The sequence below is a fragment of the Pseudoalteromonas sp. TP27 genome (assembly GCF_056470645.1).
Genome location: NZ_JARDAK010000026.1, coordinates 1 through 14,742, shown reverse-complemented (window position 1 = coordinate 14,742; position 14,742 = coordinate 1). Strand labels below are relative to the sequence as shown.

General features: G+C 38.9%; 14 protein-coding genes, 3 tRNA genes and 1 pseudogene. 12 read left to right on the top strand and 6 right to left on the bottom strand.

The features are described 5' to 3' along the window. The first annotated feature begins 2 nt into the window (after positions 1-2). Both thiE and PX700_RS19780 read left to right on the top strand, forming a co-directional pair. A complete protein-coding gene (gene thiE / locus PX700_RS19785; RefSeq protein WP_479521682.1) occupies positions 3-1,538 on the top strand; it encodes a thiamine phosphate synthase in 1,536 nt (511 codons plus the stop codon). 35 nt (positions 1,539-1,573) lie between these two features. Beyond that, positions 1,574-2,326, top strand: a complete 753-nt coding sequence (locus PX700_RS19780; protein WP_479521681.1) for a HesA/MoeB/ThiF family protein — start codon at positions 1,574-1,576, stop codon at positions 2,324-2,326. Between the two features lie 394 nt (positions 2,327-2,720). Here the strand turns inward: PX700_RS19780 and PX700_RS19775 are convergent. From PX700_RS19775 to rsgA, 3 genes and pseudogenes are all read right to left on the bottom strand, one after another. Next, positions 2,721-3,704 (bottom strand): annotated as a pseudogene (locus PX700_RS19775) (IS110 family RNA-guided transposase). 468 nt (positions 3,705-4,172) lie between these two features. Then, positions 4,173-5,039: an archaetidylserine decarboxylase gene (gene asd / locus PX700_RS19770; protein ID WP_479521680.1), complete on the bottom strand. Its 867-nt coding sequence runs from the start codon at positions 5,037-5,039 to the stop codon at positions 4,173-4,175. Positions 5,040-5,053: 14 nt separating this feature from the next. Further along, positions 5,054-6,112, bottom strand: a complete 1,059-nt coding sequence (gene rsgA, locus PX700_RS19765; RefSeq protein ID WP_166419389.1) for a small ribosomal subunit biogenesis GTPase RsgA — start codon at positions 6,110-6,112, stop codon at positions 5,054-5,056. Positions 6,113-6,233: 121 nt separating this feature from the next. Between rsgA and orn the strand changes: the two genes are divergently transcribed. The 4 genes from orn to PX700_RS19745 all read left to right on the top strand — a co-directional run bounded on the left by orn (position 6,234) and on the right by PX700_RS19745 (position 7,483). After that, positions 6,234-6,779 carry an oligoribonuclease gene (orn, locus tag PX700_RS19760; RefSeq protein ID WP_166419388.1) on the top strand — a complete coding sequence of 182 codons (546 nt, stop codon included), beginning with the start codon at positions 6,234-6,236 and terminating at the stop codon, positions 6,777-6,779. Between the two features lie 259 nt (positions 6,780-7,038). Then, positions 7,039-7,114 (top strand) — tRNA-Gly (locus PX700_RS19755). 173 nt (positions 7,115-7,287) lie between these two features. Then, a tRNA-Gly gene (locus tag PX700_RS19750) sits at positions 7,288-7,363 on the top strand. A 44-nt stretch (positions 7,364-7,407) separates the two neighbouring features. Next, positions 7,408-7,483: transfer RNA gene (locus PX700_RS19745), tRNA-Gly, on the top strand. 393 nt (positions 7,484-7,876) lie between these two features. Here the strand turns inward: PX700_RS19745 and PX700_RS19740 are convergent. The 3 genes from PX700_RS19740 to PX700_RS19730 form a co-directional block, all read right to left on the bottom strand. After that, positions 7,877-8,305 (bottom strand): secondary thiamine-phosphate synthase enzyme YjbQ, encoded by a 429-nt coding sequence (locus PX700_RS19740; protein WP_479521679.1) that lies wholly within the window; start codon positions 8,303-8,305, stop codon positions 7,877-7,879. Continuing rightward, positions 8,302-8,769 carry a chemotaxis protein CheX gene (locus PX700_RS19735; RefSeq protein ID WP_024595807.1) on the bottom strand — a complete coding sequence of 156 codons (468 nt, stop codon included), beginning with the start codon at positions 8,767-8,769 and terminating at the stop codon, positions 8,302-8,304. The genes PX700_RS19740 and PX700_RS19735 overlap by 4 nt, the downstream gene beginning before the upstream one ends. Positions 8,770-8,844: 75 nt before the next feature. Then, positions 8,845-9,282 (bottom strand): transcriptional repressor, encoded by a 438-nt coding sequence (locus tag PX700_RS19730; RefSeq protein WP_415638737.1) that lies wholly within the window; start codon positions 9,280-9,282, stop codon positions 8,845-8,847. Between the two features lie 95 nt (positions 9,283-9,377). Here PX700_RS19730 and PX700_RS19725 point away from each other — a divergent pair, with 95 nt between their 5' ends. From PX700_RS19725 to PX700_RS19700, 6 genes are all read left to right on the top strand, one after another. Beyond that, on the top strand, positions 9,378-9,998 hold the full coding sequence (locus tag PX700_RS19725; protein ID WP_415638718.1) for a MarC family protein: 621 nt from the start codon (positions 9,378-9,380) through the stop codon (positions 9,996-9,998). Positions 9,999-10,665: 667 nt separating this feature from the next. Continuing rightward, positions 10,666-10,980 (top strand): hypothetical protein, encoded by a 315-nt coding sequence (locus PX700_RS19720; RefSeq protein WP_182197064.1) that lies wholly within the window; start codon positions 10,666-10,668, stop codon positions 10,978-10,980. Beyond that, positions 10,977-11,306 carry a hypothetical protein gene (locus PX700_RS19715; RefSeq protein ID WP_138577943.1) on the top strand — a complete coding sequence of 110 codons (330 nt, stop codon included), beginning with the start codon at positions 10,977-10,979 and terminating at the stop codon, positions 11,304-11,306. Before PX700_RS19720 ends, PX700_RS19715 begins: the two co-directional genes overlap by 4 nt. 96 nt (positions 11,307-11,402) lie before the next feature. Beyond that, a complete protein-coding gene (locus PX700_RS19710) occupies positions 11,403-11,921 on the top strand; it encodes an HD domain-containing protein (protein WP_138577945.1) in 519 nt (172 codons plus the stop codon). A gap of 480 nt (positions 11,922-12,401) precedes the next feature. Further along, positions 12,402-14,330 carry an AAA family ATPase gene (locus PX700_RS19705; protein WP_479521678.1) on the top strand — a complete coding sequence of 643 codons (1,929 nt, stop codon included), beginning with the start codon at positions 12,402-12,404 and terminating at the stop codon, positions 14,328-14,330. Positions 14,331-14,495: 165 nt separating this feature from the next. Beyond that, positions 14,496-14,742: hypothetical protein (locus tag PX700_RS19700; RefSeq protein WP_479521677.1), on the top strand; the 247-nt coding region annotated here is incomplete at its 3' end.

Below are 14,742 nucleotides of genomic sequence, written 5' to 3'. Positions count from 1 at the left end.
ATATGAATAACGTAGTATGGACAATTGCCGGATCTGATTCTGGCGGCGGTGCGGGCATTCAGGCCGATATAAAAGCAATGCAAAGTTTTGGTGTACATGGTTGCACGGCAATTACGGCGCTTACTGCACAAAATAGTTTAGGCGTAGAGGCTATTAATGCAGTGTCTACCGATATTATTGAATCACAGTTACTTGCACTTGAAAAAGACATGAAAGCCAAAGTGATAAAAATTGGCATGCTTGCCAATGTGCAGCAAATTCAGTTGATCAGCGAACATATAAGTCACTATAAAGCTAAGTGGCCGGTGCCTCCCATTATTGTATATGACCCTGTTGCGATTGCCTCAAGCGGTGACTTGCTAACAGAGGAGGACACTGTAAGTGCAATAAAAGAATGCCTACTGCCGCTGGTGGATGTAATAACCCCAAACACTCACGAAACACAGTTATTAACTGGTGTGTATTTAATTGGCCCGGCTGCAATAAAAGAAGCGGCTAATAAGCTATTAAGCTGGGGTGCAAAAGCCGTTGTTATTAAAGGTGGACATTGGGATTACCCAAGTGGCTACTGCATTGATTATTGTATTGATAGTAATACGCAAAATGGTGAAGAATATTGGTTAGGCAATCAAAAAATACAGACACCGCATAACCACGGCACCGGGTGTAGCATGGCGTCGGTAATTGCTGCGTGTTTAGCTAAAGACTACCCATTAAAAGATGCCTTTATTTTATCTAAAGCCTATATAAACCAAGGGCTAAAACAGTCGGTTCGATATGGCGAAGGGATTGGCCCGGTAGCTCAGACCTCGTTCCCCACTAATTTAGCTGACTACCCACAAGTTATTGAGCCAGGTAGTTGGCTGGGTGATGAACTAGATTTTGATGTACCGCTTGATTTTAATATGGCGGCTGATTTTGCTCCTTGCGAAAGTAAATCGCTGGGCTTATATGCAGTTGTTGATAGCACCGGTTGGTTAGAAAAGTGCTTACAACAAGGGATTAAAACAGCGCAGTTACGTGTTAAAAATAAAACGCAAGACGAGCTTGATGGGCTCATTAAGCAAGCTGTTGAACTAGGCAAGCAATACAATGCACAGGTATTTATAAACGACTATTGGCAGTTAGCTATTAAGCACGGTGCATATGGTGTGCATTTAGGGCAAGAGGATTTAGAGATTGCCAATTTAGCGGCAATTAAAGACGCTGGGTTAAGGCTTGGGCTTTCTACTCATGGTTTTTATGAAATGCTGCGTGCACATAATTTTCGCCCTAGTTACATGGCATTTGGTGCTATTTACCCAACCACAACAAAAGACATGACAGGGCAAATACAAGGCCTTGAAAAGCTCATTAAATTTGTACCGCTAATGCAAAGTTACCCCACAGTGGCAATAGGCGGTATTGATTTAAGCCGTGCTGAGCAGGTAGCTAAAACCGGTGTGGGCAGTGTTGCCGTAGTGCGTGCGATTACCGAAACTGATAATTACGTAGAAGCTATAAGCGCTCTGCAAGTAGCCTTAAGCAGTGCAAATTAATACTAACAAGGGTAATACTAATAAGGCCGGTAAACGTGAATGAGCTAAGCGATAAAGAAACCCTGCGTTACAGTCGCCATTTATTGCTTGAAGAAATTGGGTTTGAAGGGCAGTTAACGCTTAAATCTTCAACGGTTGCAGTAGTGGGAGCTGGCGGGCTAGGTAGCCCCGCGCTTTTATATTTAGCTGCTGCGGGTGTTGGAGCGCTTATTTTAATTGATGATGATGAAGTTGAGCTTTCAAACTTACAGCGACAAGTGCTTTATAAAATAAACCACTTGGGGCAAAGCAAGGTCGCTGCCGCAGGCAAAGTATTAGCGAGCCTTAATAATCAAATAAACATAGTAACGTATTGCCAAAAGTTAGATGAGAGTAATGCAGCTAACTTGCTAAAAGGTGCTGACATCGTACTTGATTGCTCTGATAACTTTAGTACTCGCTATAGTGTTAATCGCTATTGTATTGCTAATAAAACACCGTTAATTTCAGGTGCGGCATTGGCAACCAAAGGGCAATTAATGGGCTTTGACTTTAGGCAAAGTGATAGCCCGTGTTATGGCTGTGTTTTTCCACAAAGCGAAGCTACGCCGGTTATTAATTGCAGTAACGCAGGGGTGATTAGCCCGCTACTTGGTGTAATTGGCTCCATGCAGGCGCAGCTTACGCTTAACTTATTATTAGGTCACTTAAGTGGCAGTGTATTTATAACGTTTGATGCGCTTACTTTAAAGCAGCAGCATTTTAAAGCGATTAAAGATTTAGAGTGTAAAGAGTGTGGTGTGAAGTAAACGTTTTAGTTGATGGTTTATAACCGTTCGAAGTTAAGTAATTAGAAGCTTCGCTTCTCGCGGGAGCAAGCTCTCCGCCTACAGTAAATCTAAACTCTCACACCAAACTTGTAGACGAGCAGCTTGCTGGCGTGACGAGCAAAGCTCGTAATTATTATATTTTGGTATATTCTCATTTACTCCTCTTAACTTCTTTGTGCAATAAGATCTTAAGTAATTTATTCACAAAGAAGTTAAGAGGGCGCTGCGCTTTAGAGAAGCCAATTAATAGCTATTAGTTATAAATATTAAAAGCTGCGCTTTTCGCGGGAGCAAGCTCTCCGCCTACAGTAAATCTAAACTCTCACACCAAACTTGTAGATACCATCTCTCATTTTAAGCTTCAAGGTCGTATTTAACTTTCTTGGAGCTTAAACGCTTCTTGGTTTTTTATTACACCAAAACATATATGAATCAGCTTTCGCATATTTGCACACACAGCTTGCATCGGTGTTTTGCCATTATTTATTAACGTTAACTTGTGTCTCTTTATTGTTTTATTCCATTGCCCTGCAACAATGGCCGCCATATAAAGTTTACATCGAATTCTGGCTGGCCCAAGTTTACTGATTGATGTTCGCCCTTTTAATTTACCCGATTCATTATGCCGTGGAATTAATCCACAATAAGCCGCCGCTTCTTTGGCTTTATTGAATTTTTTAGCCGCAAACAAATACGTCAGCTCTCTCGATAATACGGGCCCTATGCCAGGGATTGACTCAAGTAGTTTCCTGTTTCTTTTTAAATCAGGTTCATTATCTATGTGGTTATCAATGTCAGATTTAAGTTGTTTAATTTCGTCATCTAAAAACGCGATAGTCACTTTTATTGATTGGCAAACACGTACTGAAACGTTACTGAATTCACTTGCTTCTAATCGGTTGGCTTCTCGTTGCCGGTTACTCTCAAGCGCATCTAAACGACGAATAAGAGCTTTAAGCTCTCTAACCTCTAATGCTTCAGGTTGCCAATAATTAACGACTGCGTGCTTAGCACAACCGTAATGGGCAAGCATCGTTGCATCAGACTTGTCTGTTTTATGAATTATGTTTAAAGCGTCTGCATACTTTTTAGCTTTACCAGGATTCGCTAAAATAATATTAAAGCCTTGCTCGTGTAAAAAATACATCAGGGCCTCATGATAAACACCCGTTGGTTCGAGTGTGATAACGAGCTCACTAGCAGCGCTTTTTGTTGTATTTAAAAGCCATTTTTCTATTGTTACAAAGTCTTACCGCTTGTTTTTAAAGACTTTTGTTTTAATCTTGTTTGTAAGCTGGTCTCTCAACCACGATAAATCAATCTTCTCTTTACTAATATCAATGCCGATAAACATCATCTCTACTTACTCCCCTTGTACATACAGCATCTACTTAAATAAAAGTGTGCTTGGATACCATTCAGTTTCTGAGAATAGAAAGTCAGGGCTTTATCTACGGAGCAGTATGAAATACTAGACGCACAGGCAAGCTCACTGACTTCGATGTGATAAATGATAGCTAATCATTTATCAATGAGAGGTACAAGACGCTAAGCTTGCTTGACGAGCATAGCTCGTAATTTATATTCTTTGGTGTCTGCTCATTTACTCCTATTTTACTTCTCTTTGTGCAATAAGATCTTAAGTAATTTATTCACAAAGAGGTTAAGAGGGCGATGCGCTTTAGAGAAGCCAATTAATAGCTATTAGCTATTAGCTATTAATATTAAAAGCTTCGCTTTTCGCGTGAGTAAGCCTCAAGCCTTCTAAAATAAAAAACCGCGTTTAAATAAACGCGGTTTTTTGATATCTAATTAACGATTAGTTTTAGTCGTTAATTTTTGCAAACGCAGTACCTAAGCGAGTTACCACTTCTGGTAGTTGGTCATCCAGTATTTCAGCTTTATCAGCACCCCATGCAAGTACCACAGTAGAGCCTAATTTAAAGCGACCCATTTCGTCACCCTTTTTAAGCGTGATAGCGTTATCGCCTGTGGTTGGGTATTTCCAACTAAATACATCGCTACCAGCTGGTGGCGTGACAGTACCTGCCCAAATAGTTTCTATGCTGGCTACAATTGTTGCGCCAACAAGTACCATAGCAAGCGGACCAATTTCAGTTTCAAAAATTGCGACTACGCGTTCGTTACGTGCAAATAAGTTAGGCACGTTTTGCGCTGTAAGTGGATTTACTGAAAATAAATCACCTGGTACGTAAATCATTTTGCTTAGTGTGCCATCAATAGGCATATGGATACGGTGATAGTCTTTTGGCGCTAAATAAATAGTCGCAAACTTACCGCCTAAAAATGGTGTAGTATCATCTTGTGAGCCGCCTAGTAGCGCTTGTAAGCTGTAATCGTGACCTTTAGCTTGTATTAGCTGTCCGTCAACAATATCCCCTAGCTGGCTGATTGCGCCATCCACTGGATGAATAATAATGTCACTATCTTCTACCATTGGACGCACGCCATCTTTTAAAGGACGAGTAAAAAATTCATTAAAGCTTTTGTAATGAGCAGGATCTGAATATTGTGCTTCGCTCATGTCTATTTTATATTGTTTAATAAATAGTTTAATTAACGTGGTTGTTAAAGCGCCCGCTTTAGCAGCAGCTAATTTACCTACAACGCGCGAAATAAAATGTTTTGGCATTGCATACTGCATTGCGATTTTAAATTTGTCTAAACTCACAGTTTTTTCCTAAATTATACGCGAGGTGCGCGAGAACCGGCACGACCATCGGCCATTGTTTCTAAAATTCGGTGGTAGCTGTCAAAACGCAATTGCGAAATTTTACCATCTGCTACAGCTTCTTTAACTATACAACCCGGATCATTCAAGTGTTTACAGTCTCTAAAGCGACATCCGCCTATAAATTCTCTAAACTCTTTAAAACACCACGTTACACGATCAACATCTAAATGCCATAAACCAAATTCACGAATTCCTGGCGAGTCGATTAAGTTACCACCGCTTGGTAAATGGTGAAGGCGTGAAACAGTTGTTGTGTGCTGGCCAAGGCCACTGTTTTCAGATACTTCTTTAGTTAATATTTCAGCATTTGGCAAAACAGTATTAACGAGGGTTGATTTACCCACACCACTTTGGCCAACAAAAATATTATTTTTATCAACTAGTACCTCTTTTAACTCATCGATTCCATCACCCGATATATTACTAACAAGAAGTACTTTGTAGTCGAGTTTACGGTAGATATCGAGAACCTTTTGTATTTCACTAAGGCCCGCTTCGTCAATTAAATCGGTTTTATTAAGCACTAAAATTGGCTCAATACCCATATCTTCACAGGCAATTAAATAACGGTCGATAATGCTAGGGGTAAACTCAGGCAATACAGCCGATACCATGAGTATTTGGTCAATGTTGGCTGCAATAACTTTTACACCGTCGTAAAAGTCAGGGCGAGTAAGCTGCGAGCGGCGCTCTTGCGTAGCTTCAATTACACCTGCTAAATCACCTTCACTTACTTTTGCACGGCGAAACAATACTTCATCGCCACATACTAAATTTGATACGGTGCGGCGTATATTACAGCGGAGTACATCGCCGTTTTCAGTTTCTACATCGGCGTGTTGGCCAAAACGACTGATCACAATTGCGCTTTCGACCTGACCTAAGTTATCGGTTTGCCATTCTTGCGCCCCTTTTTTAGCCGGTCTTGAGTCTGCGCTATTAATGCGCTTTTGGTGATTGGCCTTGATCTGACGCGATTGGCCTTTACTTAATTTTTTTTGTTTTGCCACTGGAGGCCTATAACCTTAGTTAAATGTCGCTTTTCCTAAAAAAAGCTTTAGCTCGACGGTTGATGCTAATATGATATATCGAAATGCGTTGGATCTAAAGGAAAGCACCGCTTAGGTAATTATGACTATTAATAAATCAAATTTAATTTGGCTCGATCTTGAAATGACCGGACTCGAACCAGAGACCGATAAAATACTCGAAATTGCGACGGTTGTCACTGACGCAGACCTGAATATATTAGCCGAAGGGCCAACTATAGCCATTCATCAAAGCAATGAGCTCCTTGATGGCATGGACGAGTGGTGTACTACTCAGCATGGCAAGTCGGGTTTAACAGCGCGCTGTAAAGCAAGTACCTTTGATGAAACTTATGCTGTAGAACAAACTATAGAGTTTTTAAAGCAGTGGGTTCCAGCTGGCGCTTCGCCAATGTGTGGTAATTCAATTGGGCAAGACCGCCGCTTTATGAATAAGTACATGCGCGAGCTTGAAGACTTCTTTCATTACCGAAATCTAGATGTGAGTACTATTAAAGAATTAGCACGCCGTTGGAAACCTGAAGTGCTTGCAAAAGTGAACAAAAAAGGCTCACACCTTGCTTTAGATGACATTAAAGATTCTATTATGGAATTAAAAGTCTATAGAGAAAATTTCTTTAATTTGTAAAAAACACTTGCAAACACTCCGTATTATTGTAGAATACTGCCCCGCTCAAGACGATAACCCACGCGGGGTTAGTGTGTTTGAGTGATTGAATTACCATCAATTAATGCGGTACTAGCTCAGTTGCTAGAATGTTGAACGCGACCCGTCGCGCACCAACGTAAAATAACTGAAGAAATAAAAATGCGGTACTAGCTCAGTTGCTAGAATGTTGAACGCGACCCGTCGCGCACCAACGTAAAATAACTGAAGAAATGAAAATGCGGTACTAGCTCAGTTGGTAGAGCGCGACCTTGCCAAGGTCGAGGTCACGAGTTCGAGCCTCGTGTACCGCTCCAATTTCTAACCAAAAGAAATTGTAGTGAATAAAAGCTAGCTCAGTTGCTAGTATATTGAACGCAATTTATTGCGCATCAATAAAATAACTGAAAAATGCGGTACTAGCTCAGTTGCTAGAATGTTGAACGCGACCTGTCGCGCACCAACGTAAAATAACTGAAGAAGTGAAAATGCGGTACTAGCTCAGTTGGTAGAGCGCGACCTTGCCAAGGTCGAGGTCACGAGTTCGAGCCTCGTGTACCGCTCCAATTTCTAACCAAAAGAAATTGTAGTGAATAAAAGAAATAAAAATGCGGTACTAGCTCAGTTGGTAGAGCGCGACCTTGCCAAGGTCGAGGTCACGAGTTCGAGCCTCGTGTACCGCTCCAATCTTTTTATATCCTTTCAAAATTTTCTGTATTAAAAATCATAAACAAAATTATAATCTCAAATCTCTCTTATCTACTTTATTCTATGTGCAATATTCAGCATTGAAGTTTTGGTTATTATACCAACCAGCATAAATATTTGAGCAATTTAACGAATTAAATTGCACTATAACGTCGTTAATAATTTTTTATTTAGAACAACTAGATACAAAAATTTTTGCCTAGTTCTAGCGTAATTTTCTTAACGTTAAATAGACCCCATATATAAGCTGATTGGTATTAAAAGCTATCGCTTCGCGCGCGTAAGATTTGCGCCTACAAGAAAGGTGTTGTGCTTTGAAGTTATGGGTAAATAGCTGGAGTGAAGTAGGGGTTAATACTTTTAAACGTTTGCTAAAACAGCTCGCCCTGAATGGTTGCTATAACTCTTCTTGAGCCACCAGAGTCACGATGTTCACCCAAGTAAATACCTTGCCATGTACCTAGCGCTAAATAACCATTTGAAATAGGAACACTTAACTCGCAGCCTAATGTGCTGGTTTTAATGTGTGCCGGCATATCGTCGTCACCTTCATAATCGTGACGATAATAAGGCTGACGTTCAGGAACAAATTTATTGAAATGGCTTTCCATGTCCATACGAACAGTGGGATCTGCATTCTCGTTTATAGTAAGGCTCGCTGAGGTATGCTGAATAAATAAATGTAACAAGCCTATTTTGTAATTTGATAGCTCAGGAAGCTGAGACAATATTTCGTCATCGATTATATGAAAACCTCGCGGGCGAGGCTTTAATGTAATTTGCTTTTGCTGCCAACTCATAATTTATCGAAACTAACTTCAATGTTTGCATTACCAGCATCACAGCTAAATGGCATGATGATTTTTTTACCTTGGCTTTTGTGAGTAATTGTATGACCCTTACCAGATACCACAATAGGCGTTGCCATATCAAAGTCGAAGCCTTTCTCGCCAAGTAAATTTTTAGCACCACCAGTTACCATGTTGGTTATTTCACCAACCATATCGGTAACTTCTTCATCTATAGCATCAGGGCGTTCGCCAAGCATACGCTCCATGATGGTCAATGCTAGTTCTTCATCAAATGTAATTGAAAATGATCCTCGCGTTTGCGGGCCAACCATACCAATCAAACCTGATACATCACCACAGGCTATCTCATCAGTTTTAATGCGAGGTTTACCCGGCTTCAATTGAGTTTGAGCCATAGTGCTTAAAACATTAATTAAAGAAGATAAAAAAGGATTGATGAATTCTACATTCATAGTGGCTACTCTTAAATTGGTGCTAAGAAATGGCTATATATTATGAGTATAGCCACTAAGGATAACTTCGGGGAATTATGATGCTCTGCAAGACTCACATTTACCATGTGCTTCTATTGTTTGCTCTGATACAACAAAGCCACCTTCAGCTGCTAAGTTGTTTAGCTCATGTGATATAACAGTCGAATGTAACTCTTTTACAAAACCACAGGTATCGCAAATTAATAATTGTACTGGGTGTATATGATCAAAGTGATGGCACAGCATAAATGCATTTGTGCTTTCAATTTTATGAATAAAACCTAGTTCAGCTAAAAAGTCTAATGCACGATAAATAGTTGCAGGTTTAGCACCTGTTTCGGTTACTTTTAATTGCTCAAGCAAATCGTATGCACCCACACCGCCTTGTGCACTGGCTAATAGACGAAATACTTTCTCGCGGATAGGCGTAAAACGCGCCCCACGGTTGTCACAAACTTGTTTTGCTTTACTTACGAGTGATTCTATATTCATCATTACTCTTATCCTTATGCTACCGTGGTATACTAACATACTGTGTTGTAGTTGCAGCGTTTTTATTAAGCGCTTTTTACCTAGGAAACCCAGTAATGCACGAACTATTGGCTATATTTATTTTCTTTTTTGCGGTTATTGATCCCATTGGCACTGTACCTGTATTTATTGCAGTCACGCGTGGTGATGATGAGAAATTTAAGCGCAAAGTTATATTTAAAGCGGTAGGTGTATCTGCATTAGTGCTCTTGTTTTTTGTTCTTGCAGGAGAGCAATTACTTAACGCAATTGAAATACCACTTTCTGCTTTTCAAATAGCTGGCGGTATCATATTACTTATTTTTGCACTTTCAATGATATTTGGTGAAAGTAAACCAGAAGCCGAAATTAAAAGTGTACGCGACAGCACTGAAACCGCTATTTTTCCTCTGGCTATTCCGTCTATTGCGAGCCCCGGTGCCATGTTAGGCGCGGTATTAATGACTCGTAATGAGGAATATACATGGGTTGAACAGTTATTAACATCTTCAATGATGCTCGCTGTATTAGCGATTGTGCTGGTTTTATTACTCCTTGCAACGCATGTACATAAATTAATAGGTGATAGTGGCGCCAGCATAATAAGCCGCATAATGGGGCTTATTTTAAGTTCGGTTGCAGTAACTAATATTTTACAAGGAATAGCACATTACTTTGGCTTGCAGGTGTTCTCTTAACATTGATGCTCGTTAGGCTTTTGTGTAAAATACAGCGCCTTTTAAGCTGTGCTTAATAACTTTAATACCCTGAGGTTTTGCTTTGAATAAATGTACTTTGGATAGACGCTTTTCTGTGGCCCCAATGCTTGATTGGATGTGTTGTCATTAATAATCAATAGGTTAAGTTGTTCTTGGGGGACTATAGGGAGACCGAAATATAAAAACTGACCTGTAGTTTTTTCCATTAGTTTTTTTCGTGTGTCTTGCCTCATCGTTTTTACTGTAGTACTTTAAAATCTCACAATTCGAAATCGATACTTAGATAAAGATTACACTCAATTAACATTGGGTGGAGCGTCTAAGTTCGTGCCGCTTCACCTCTAGGAGCAGGCATGACCAGTAAAACGTTGTACAACACTTCCCCACAGCAGTACCAATCAAAAGCTATAGATAAACTTAGAAGTCAGTGCTACCCCCAGCTCGTGTCCAATGCTATGGATACCCTCAGTAATGGGCTAGAACCTCACAGTTATAGGATTTATAAACTTTTAGAAGAGGGGTGTGCGGAGTTAAAGCCTTATGAGCTCTACCACCTTTATCAAATTCTTACCGTTCCTGAACTGAATTATCCTGCTGAGAGGATATAAATACAATGCGAAAACAATGCCGTAGGAATAAACGCCGATTGTCTCAGCTATTAAAAGAGGCTCATGCTAATGGCGAGCGTATAGAGGCATGGATTGGTTTAATGAAAGCTCGTTCTCAAACAAAGGCATGGAATCGGCTCGCTAATCGATACGACGTGCATTTAGATTGGTCTAATACAGCTTTTGATACTGAATCTAAGTGGTTATTTGTACAGGAAGTTATTTACGCATCATCGACCACTAAAGGAAGGTTTAGAGTGTATATGAGCATAAATGAGTTCCCAATCGAGCAGAAAAATAGGTTTTCCAATTTACCGTGGGATCAAGATAGCTCCCCCATGGAGGTGTTATGAACGACATAAGTAAACTTAGCTTTATCAAGACATCGGCTAGGATTCCCATCAGTGACTTAAAGCTTAAAAAACGAAAAGATGGAGGCTTTAGAGAGCACCCTTCCATGTTTTTTAAGCGACGTTGCCTTAGTAACTTTACCTACAACAGCATGCAAGAGCTAGCTGCTCTATTAAATATTAAGGTGGAGGTATTAGAACTATTTATGGAAGCTAATTTGACCGTTGACCTAGTGTTTGCTGAGCAGCTAAGCAGAGCGACTAAAGTTGGTACTGCTACTTGGTTGGAACTTCAGCGTCAATATGATGAGTACATAAAGCATCTCTGATATAGATGGCTATAAGCGGATCACTGCATTCCAAGTTTGAGGCTTACTTTTATATCCCCAGCAGCAGTGTAATTAAATTTTAAAAAAGGTACTAATATGAGCTCTCATAAGCTTTTAATTAAATCACTAGAGCTGGCTTCAAAAAATCATGCGCAGCAAAAGCGAAAGTCAGATGGATCACCTTACATTAATCACTTGATAGAAGTGACTGCCTTACTCACTGATATCGCTGAAATTGATGATGCAGATGAGCTAAGTGCTGCAATACTCCATGACATTTTAGAGGATACTGATGTAACTAGAGAGGAGCTCTATAAAACCTGTGGTAATCGTGTTCTGGAGTTAGTAGAGGCACTTTCTGACGATAAATCGCTATCATTAGAGGAGCGAAGAGAAAAGGTGCTTAAAGTGCTTCCAAAGAAGCATTCCTCCGTAAAACGTATCAAGTTAGCAGACTTGTGCTCTAATGCTTCTGCAATACCATCAGCTTGGACATTAAAACGGCAAACAGAATACTTTCAATGGTTAGATCAAGTTGCTGAAATTTGCAAAGAATCTAGCCTTGCGTTGCATAATGAGTATCTAAGAAGGAGAGCTGAGTATGTCGTTAAATAGGGCTCTCTAGTTAATCACGACATTTGTAGTTTTATGAAGGCTTGCCAGATAAGTCTTCGACTTTACTTAATCTGGCAAGTCCAAACCTTGGCATCAAAGTTCATCTTTAAACTATTTTTCTTAAATTCATTGTTCGTTATTGGCACTTTTCCTAATTGCGATCAAGAGGGAGAAGCTGTTGTTGGGGTTGGCTAAAATATAGTTGTTAACTGATTGGTCAAACGGTGTTATTTGCACATATATTTCAGCAAACGAGCAACTAGCACATATTGTTTCATTTAACTTTATTTAAAAAATTTAAAAAACTTAATGATAGTAATGCCTTAGGTTATTTGTTAAAACTATATGAAGCAGATAAATGAATGTTAAATAGGCAGAAATGTTCGCGATGACCGAACTATTAAATGGTTATAAGTCTTCTAGGTTCAAATGCTGGATTGGACTAAAAATCAGCCTCTCTAAAAATTGACAAGGATAATAATGATAATTGGAGCATTTTTAAGATATTACAAAACTTATCAAGGGATTAATTACATACCTATTACTGATGAAGATAAATTTTGTGGATTGGTCGGTGACAATGGGATAGGAAAAAGCTCAGTTTTGGAGTCGCTTGACACTTTTTTTAATTCTAAGTCTTGGAACTTTAATACTATTACAAAAAAGAGCGGTAAGTCATCAACAAAACCTCAGATAGTCCCTGTATTTCTACTAGAGCGGCGTTATTTTGATGGTGACGATCTGGAAAAAGCAGAGTTATTAAATTCTATTGCTTTGAATATTAGTGAAGGCGATGTATCTCCATCACTTAAAGTCCATGCTAAAGCTTTTATTGAACATAGAGATAGATTGATCCAAAGAGTAGATTTGTCTGATTTACTCATAATTCCATTAGGGGTTGATTATAAAGGGGGGGCTTCAATATCACTATTTAATAATCGTATGATGGTTGAGGGGCTATTAGGAAATGAAGTAGAAACAACAAACACTTCACTGTCTGATAGTGAGCTAGAAGCTTTTCTACCATTACTGAACAAAATAAAAGAAATAGTTGATTACATCTATATTCCCAGAGAGATTGAACCTGAGCTTTTTACAAAGCTGGAAACCAATGAAATACAGGTTCTTATGGGAGAAACTTTAATACAAATATTGAGTGAGCGAGTTCCTCAGAAACAAATTAACGAAATCAACTCTAGCCTCAACTCTTTCATCGATACACTTGCACAAGAGTTGGAAATATATTCTTACAGGACGCCAACAGATAGGCAGCAATACCTCAAGAAAAATGACGTATATAATCTAATTATTCAATCATTTTTTAGCACAAGAAAATTACACAAAAAACAAGGTGAAAACTGGCTAGAAATTAGTTCATTAAGTTCAGGTGAGAAACAAAAAGCCATAATAAATGTTGCACATAGCTTGTTAAAGAAGCACAGAGATACTGGTACTAATTTAATAATAGGAATTGATGAGCCGGAATCATCTTTGCACATGTCGGCATGCTTTGACCAATTCGATGCTTTATATGAGATTAGTCGAGATGCTATGCAAGTTGTATTTTCATCTCACTGGTATGGCTTTTTACCAACAATCGAGACGGGTAGTGCAACCGTAATAACCAAAAATGACTCAGCACATGTTTTCGATATGATTAACTTGGCTAATTACAGAGAGCAAATCAAGCAATTGACTACGAAATCTAAAGGGCGACTACCTTACGACATAAGACTAAAAAGCGTTAATGACTTTGTACAGTCAGTGATTACCAGTGCAATTGGTGAAACACCATTTAACTGGATTATTTGTGAAGGGTCGTCTGAAAAAGTGTACTTGAGCGCTTACTTTCAGGATTTGATTGATTCAAAAAGGTTAAGGATTGTTCCCGTTGGTGGAGCTAGAGAGATCAAGAGACTGTATAATCATTTGTCGACCTCATATGAAGACTTTCAGGAAGAAATTTCCGGAAAAATCATTTTACTTTCTGATACTGATGCGCAATTGGTTAATTATGATGTGAAGAAATATCCAAACCTTTATTGTAAGAGAATAGTTAATTGCATGAAAGAGCGAACGACAAAGCTTGTCAATATTCAAGCCAATCCAGTTTCTCCAGCAACTGAAATAGAGGACTCTTTAAATGGCAAATTGTTCTATGAAACTTTATGCACTTTTATCGATAGTTATCCTGATAAACTTAGTTTCTTGCATGAAATAGAAGATGAAATCACCCAAGAAAGTTCACGAATCGCACTAGATTTAAAAGCTAGCCAATGGGGTGAAATTGAGCAATTTTTCGATTTGGATAATAATAAGTTTTCATTCTCTAAGCGATATGTTGAGGCAATAAGTGACGAGTACGCAGTACCTTCTTGGATAGAGGAAATCAGGGAATGGTTGGGCTAACTTTTTTTGTTAGCAAGCCACGACATTCTGAAATTTTATGCACTTATAGTTAAAAAGTTCTTTGATTAAATTTTATGTGTTTAAATAGTAAGGAGTTTTACTATTCATACTGAAAATACCAACATCAAAATATTATTCCCTCTTGTTTGTGAATGCATTACTGTAATGCTAGATGCTCATAAATCAGGTAAGGAAAATGCTAATGTGTCAGAGATGCAAAAATATGCACATGATGTCTTTTCAAGGGTTTCAGAAATTGATAATGCATTTAAAACTTTAAACATGTCTCTAGAGTATCTCAATAAGAGGGACTTTAAAGATTCAAATTATGAATTATCGGAGCATTATTCTTTTCATGCTGAAAACTTTCTATTAAGACTAACCAGTGTTGTTGACAGGTGCCACCTATTAG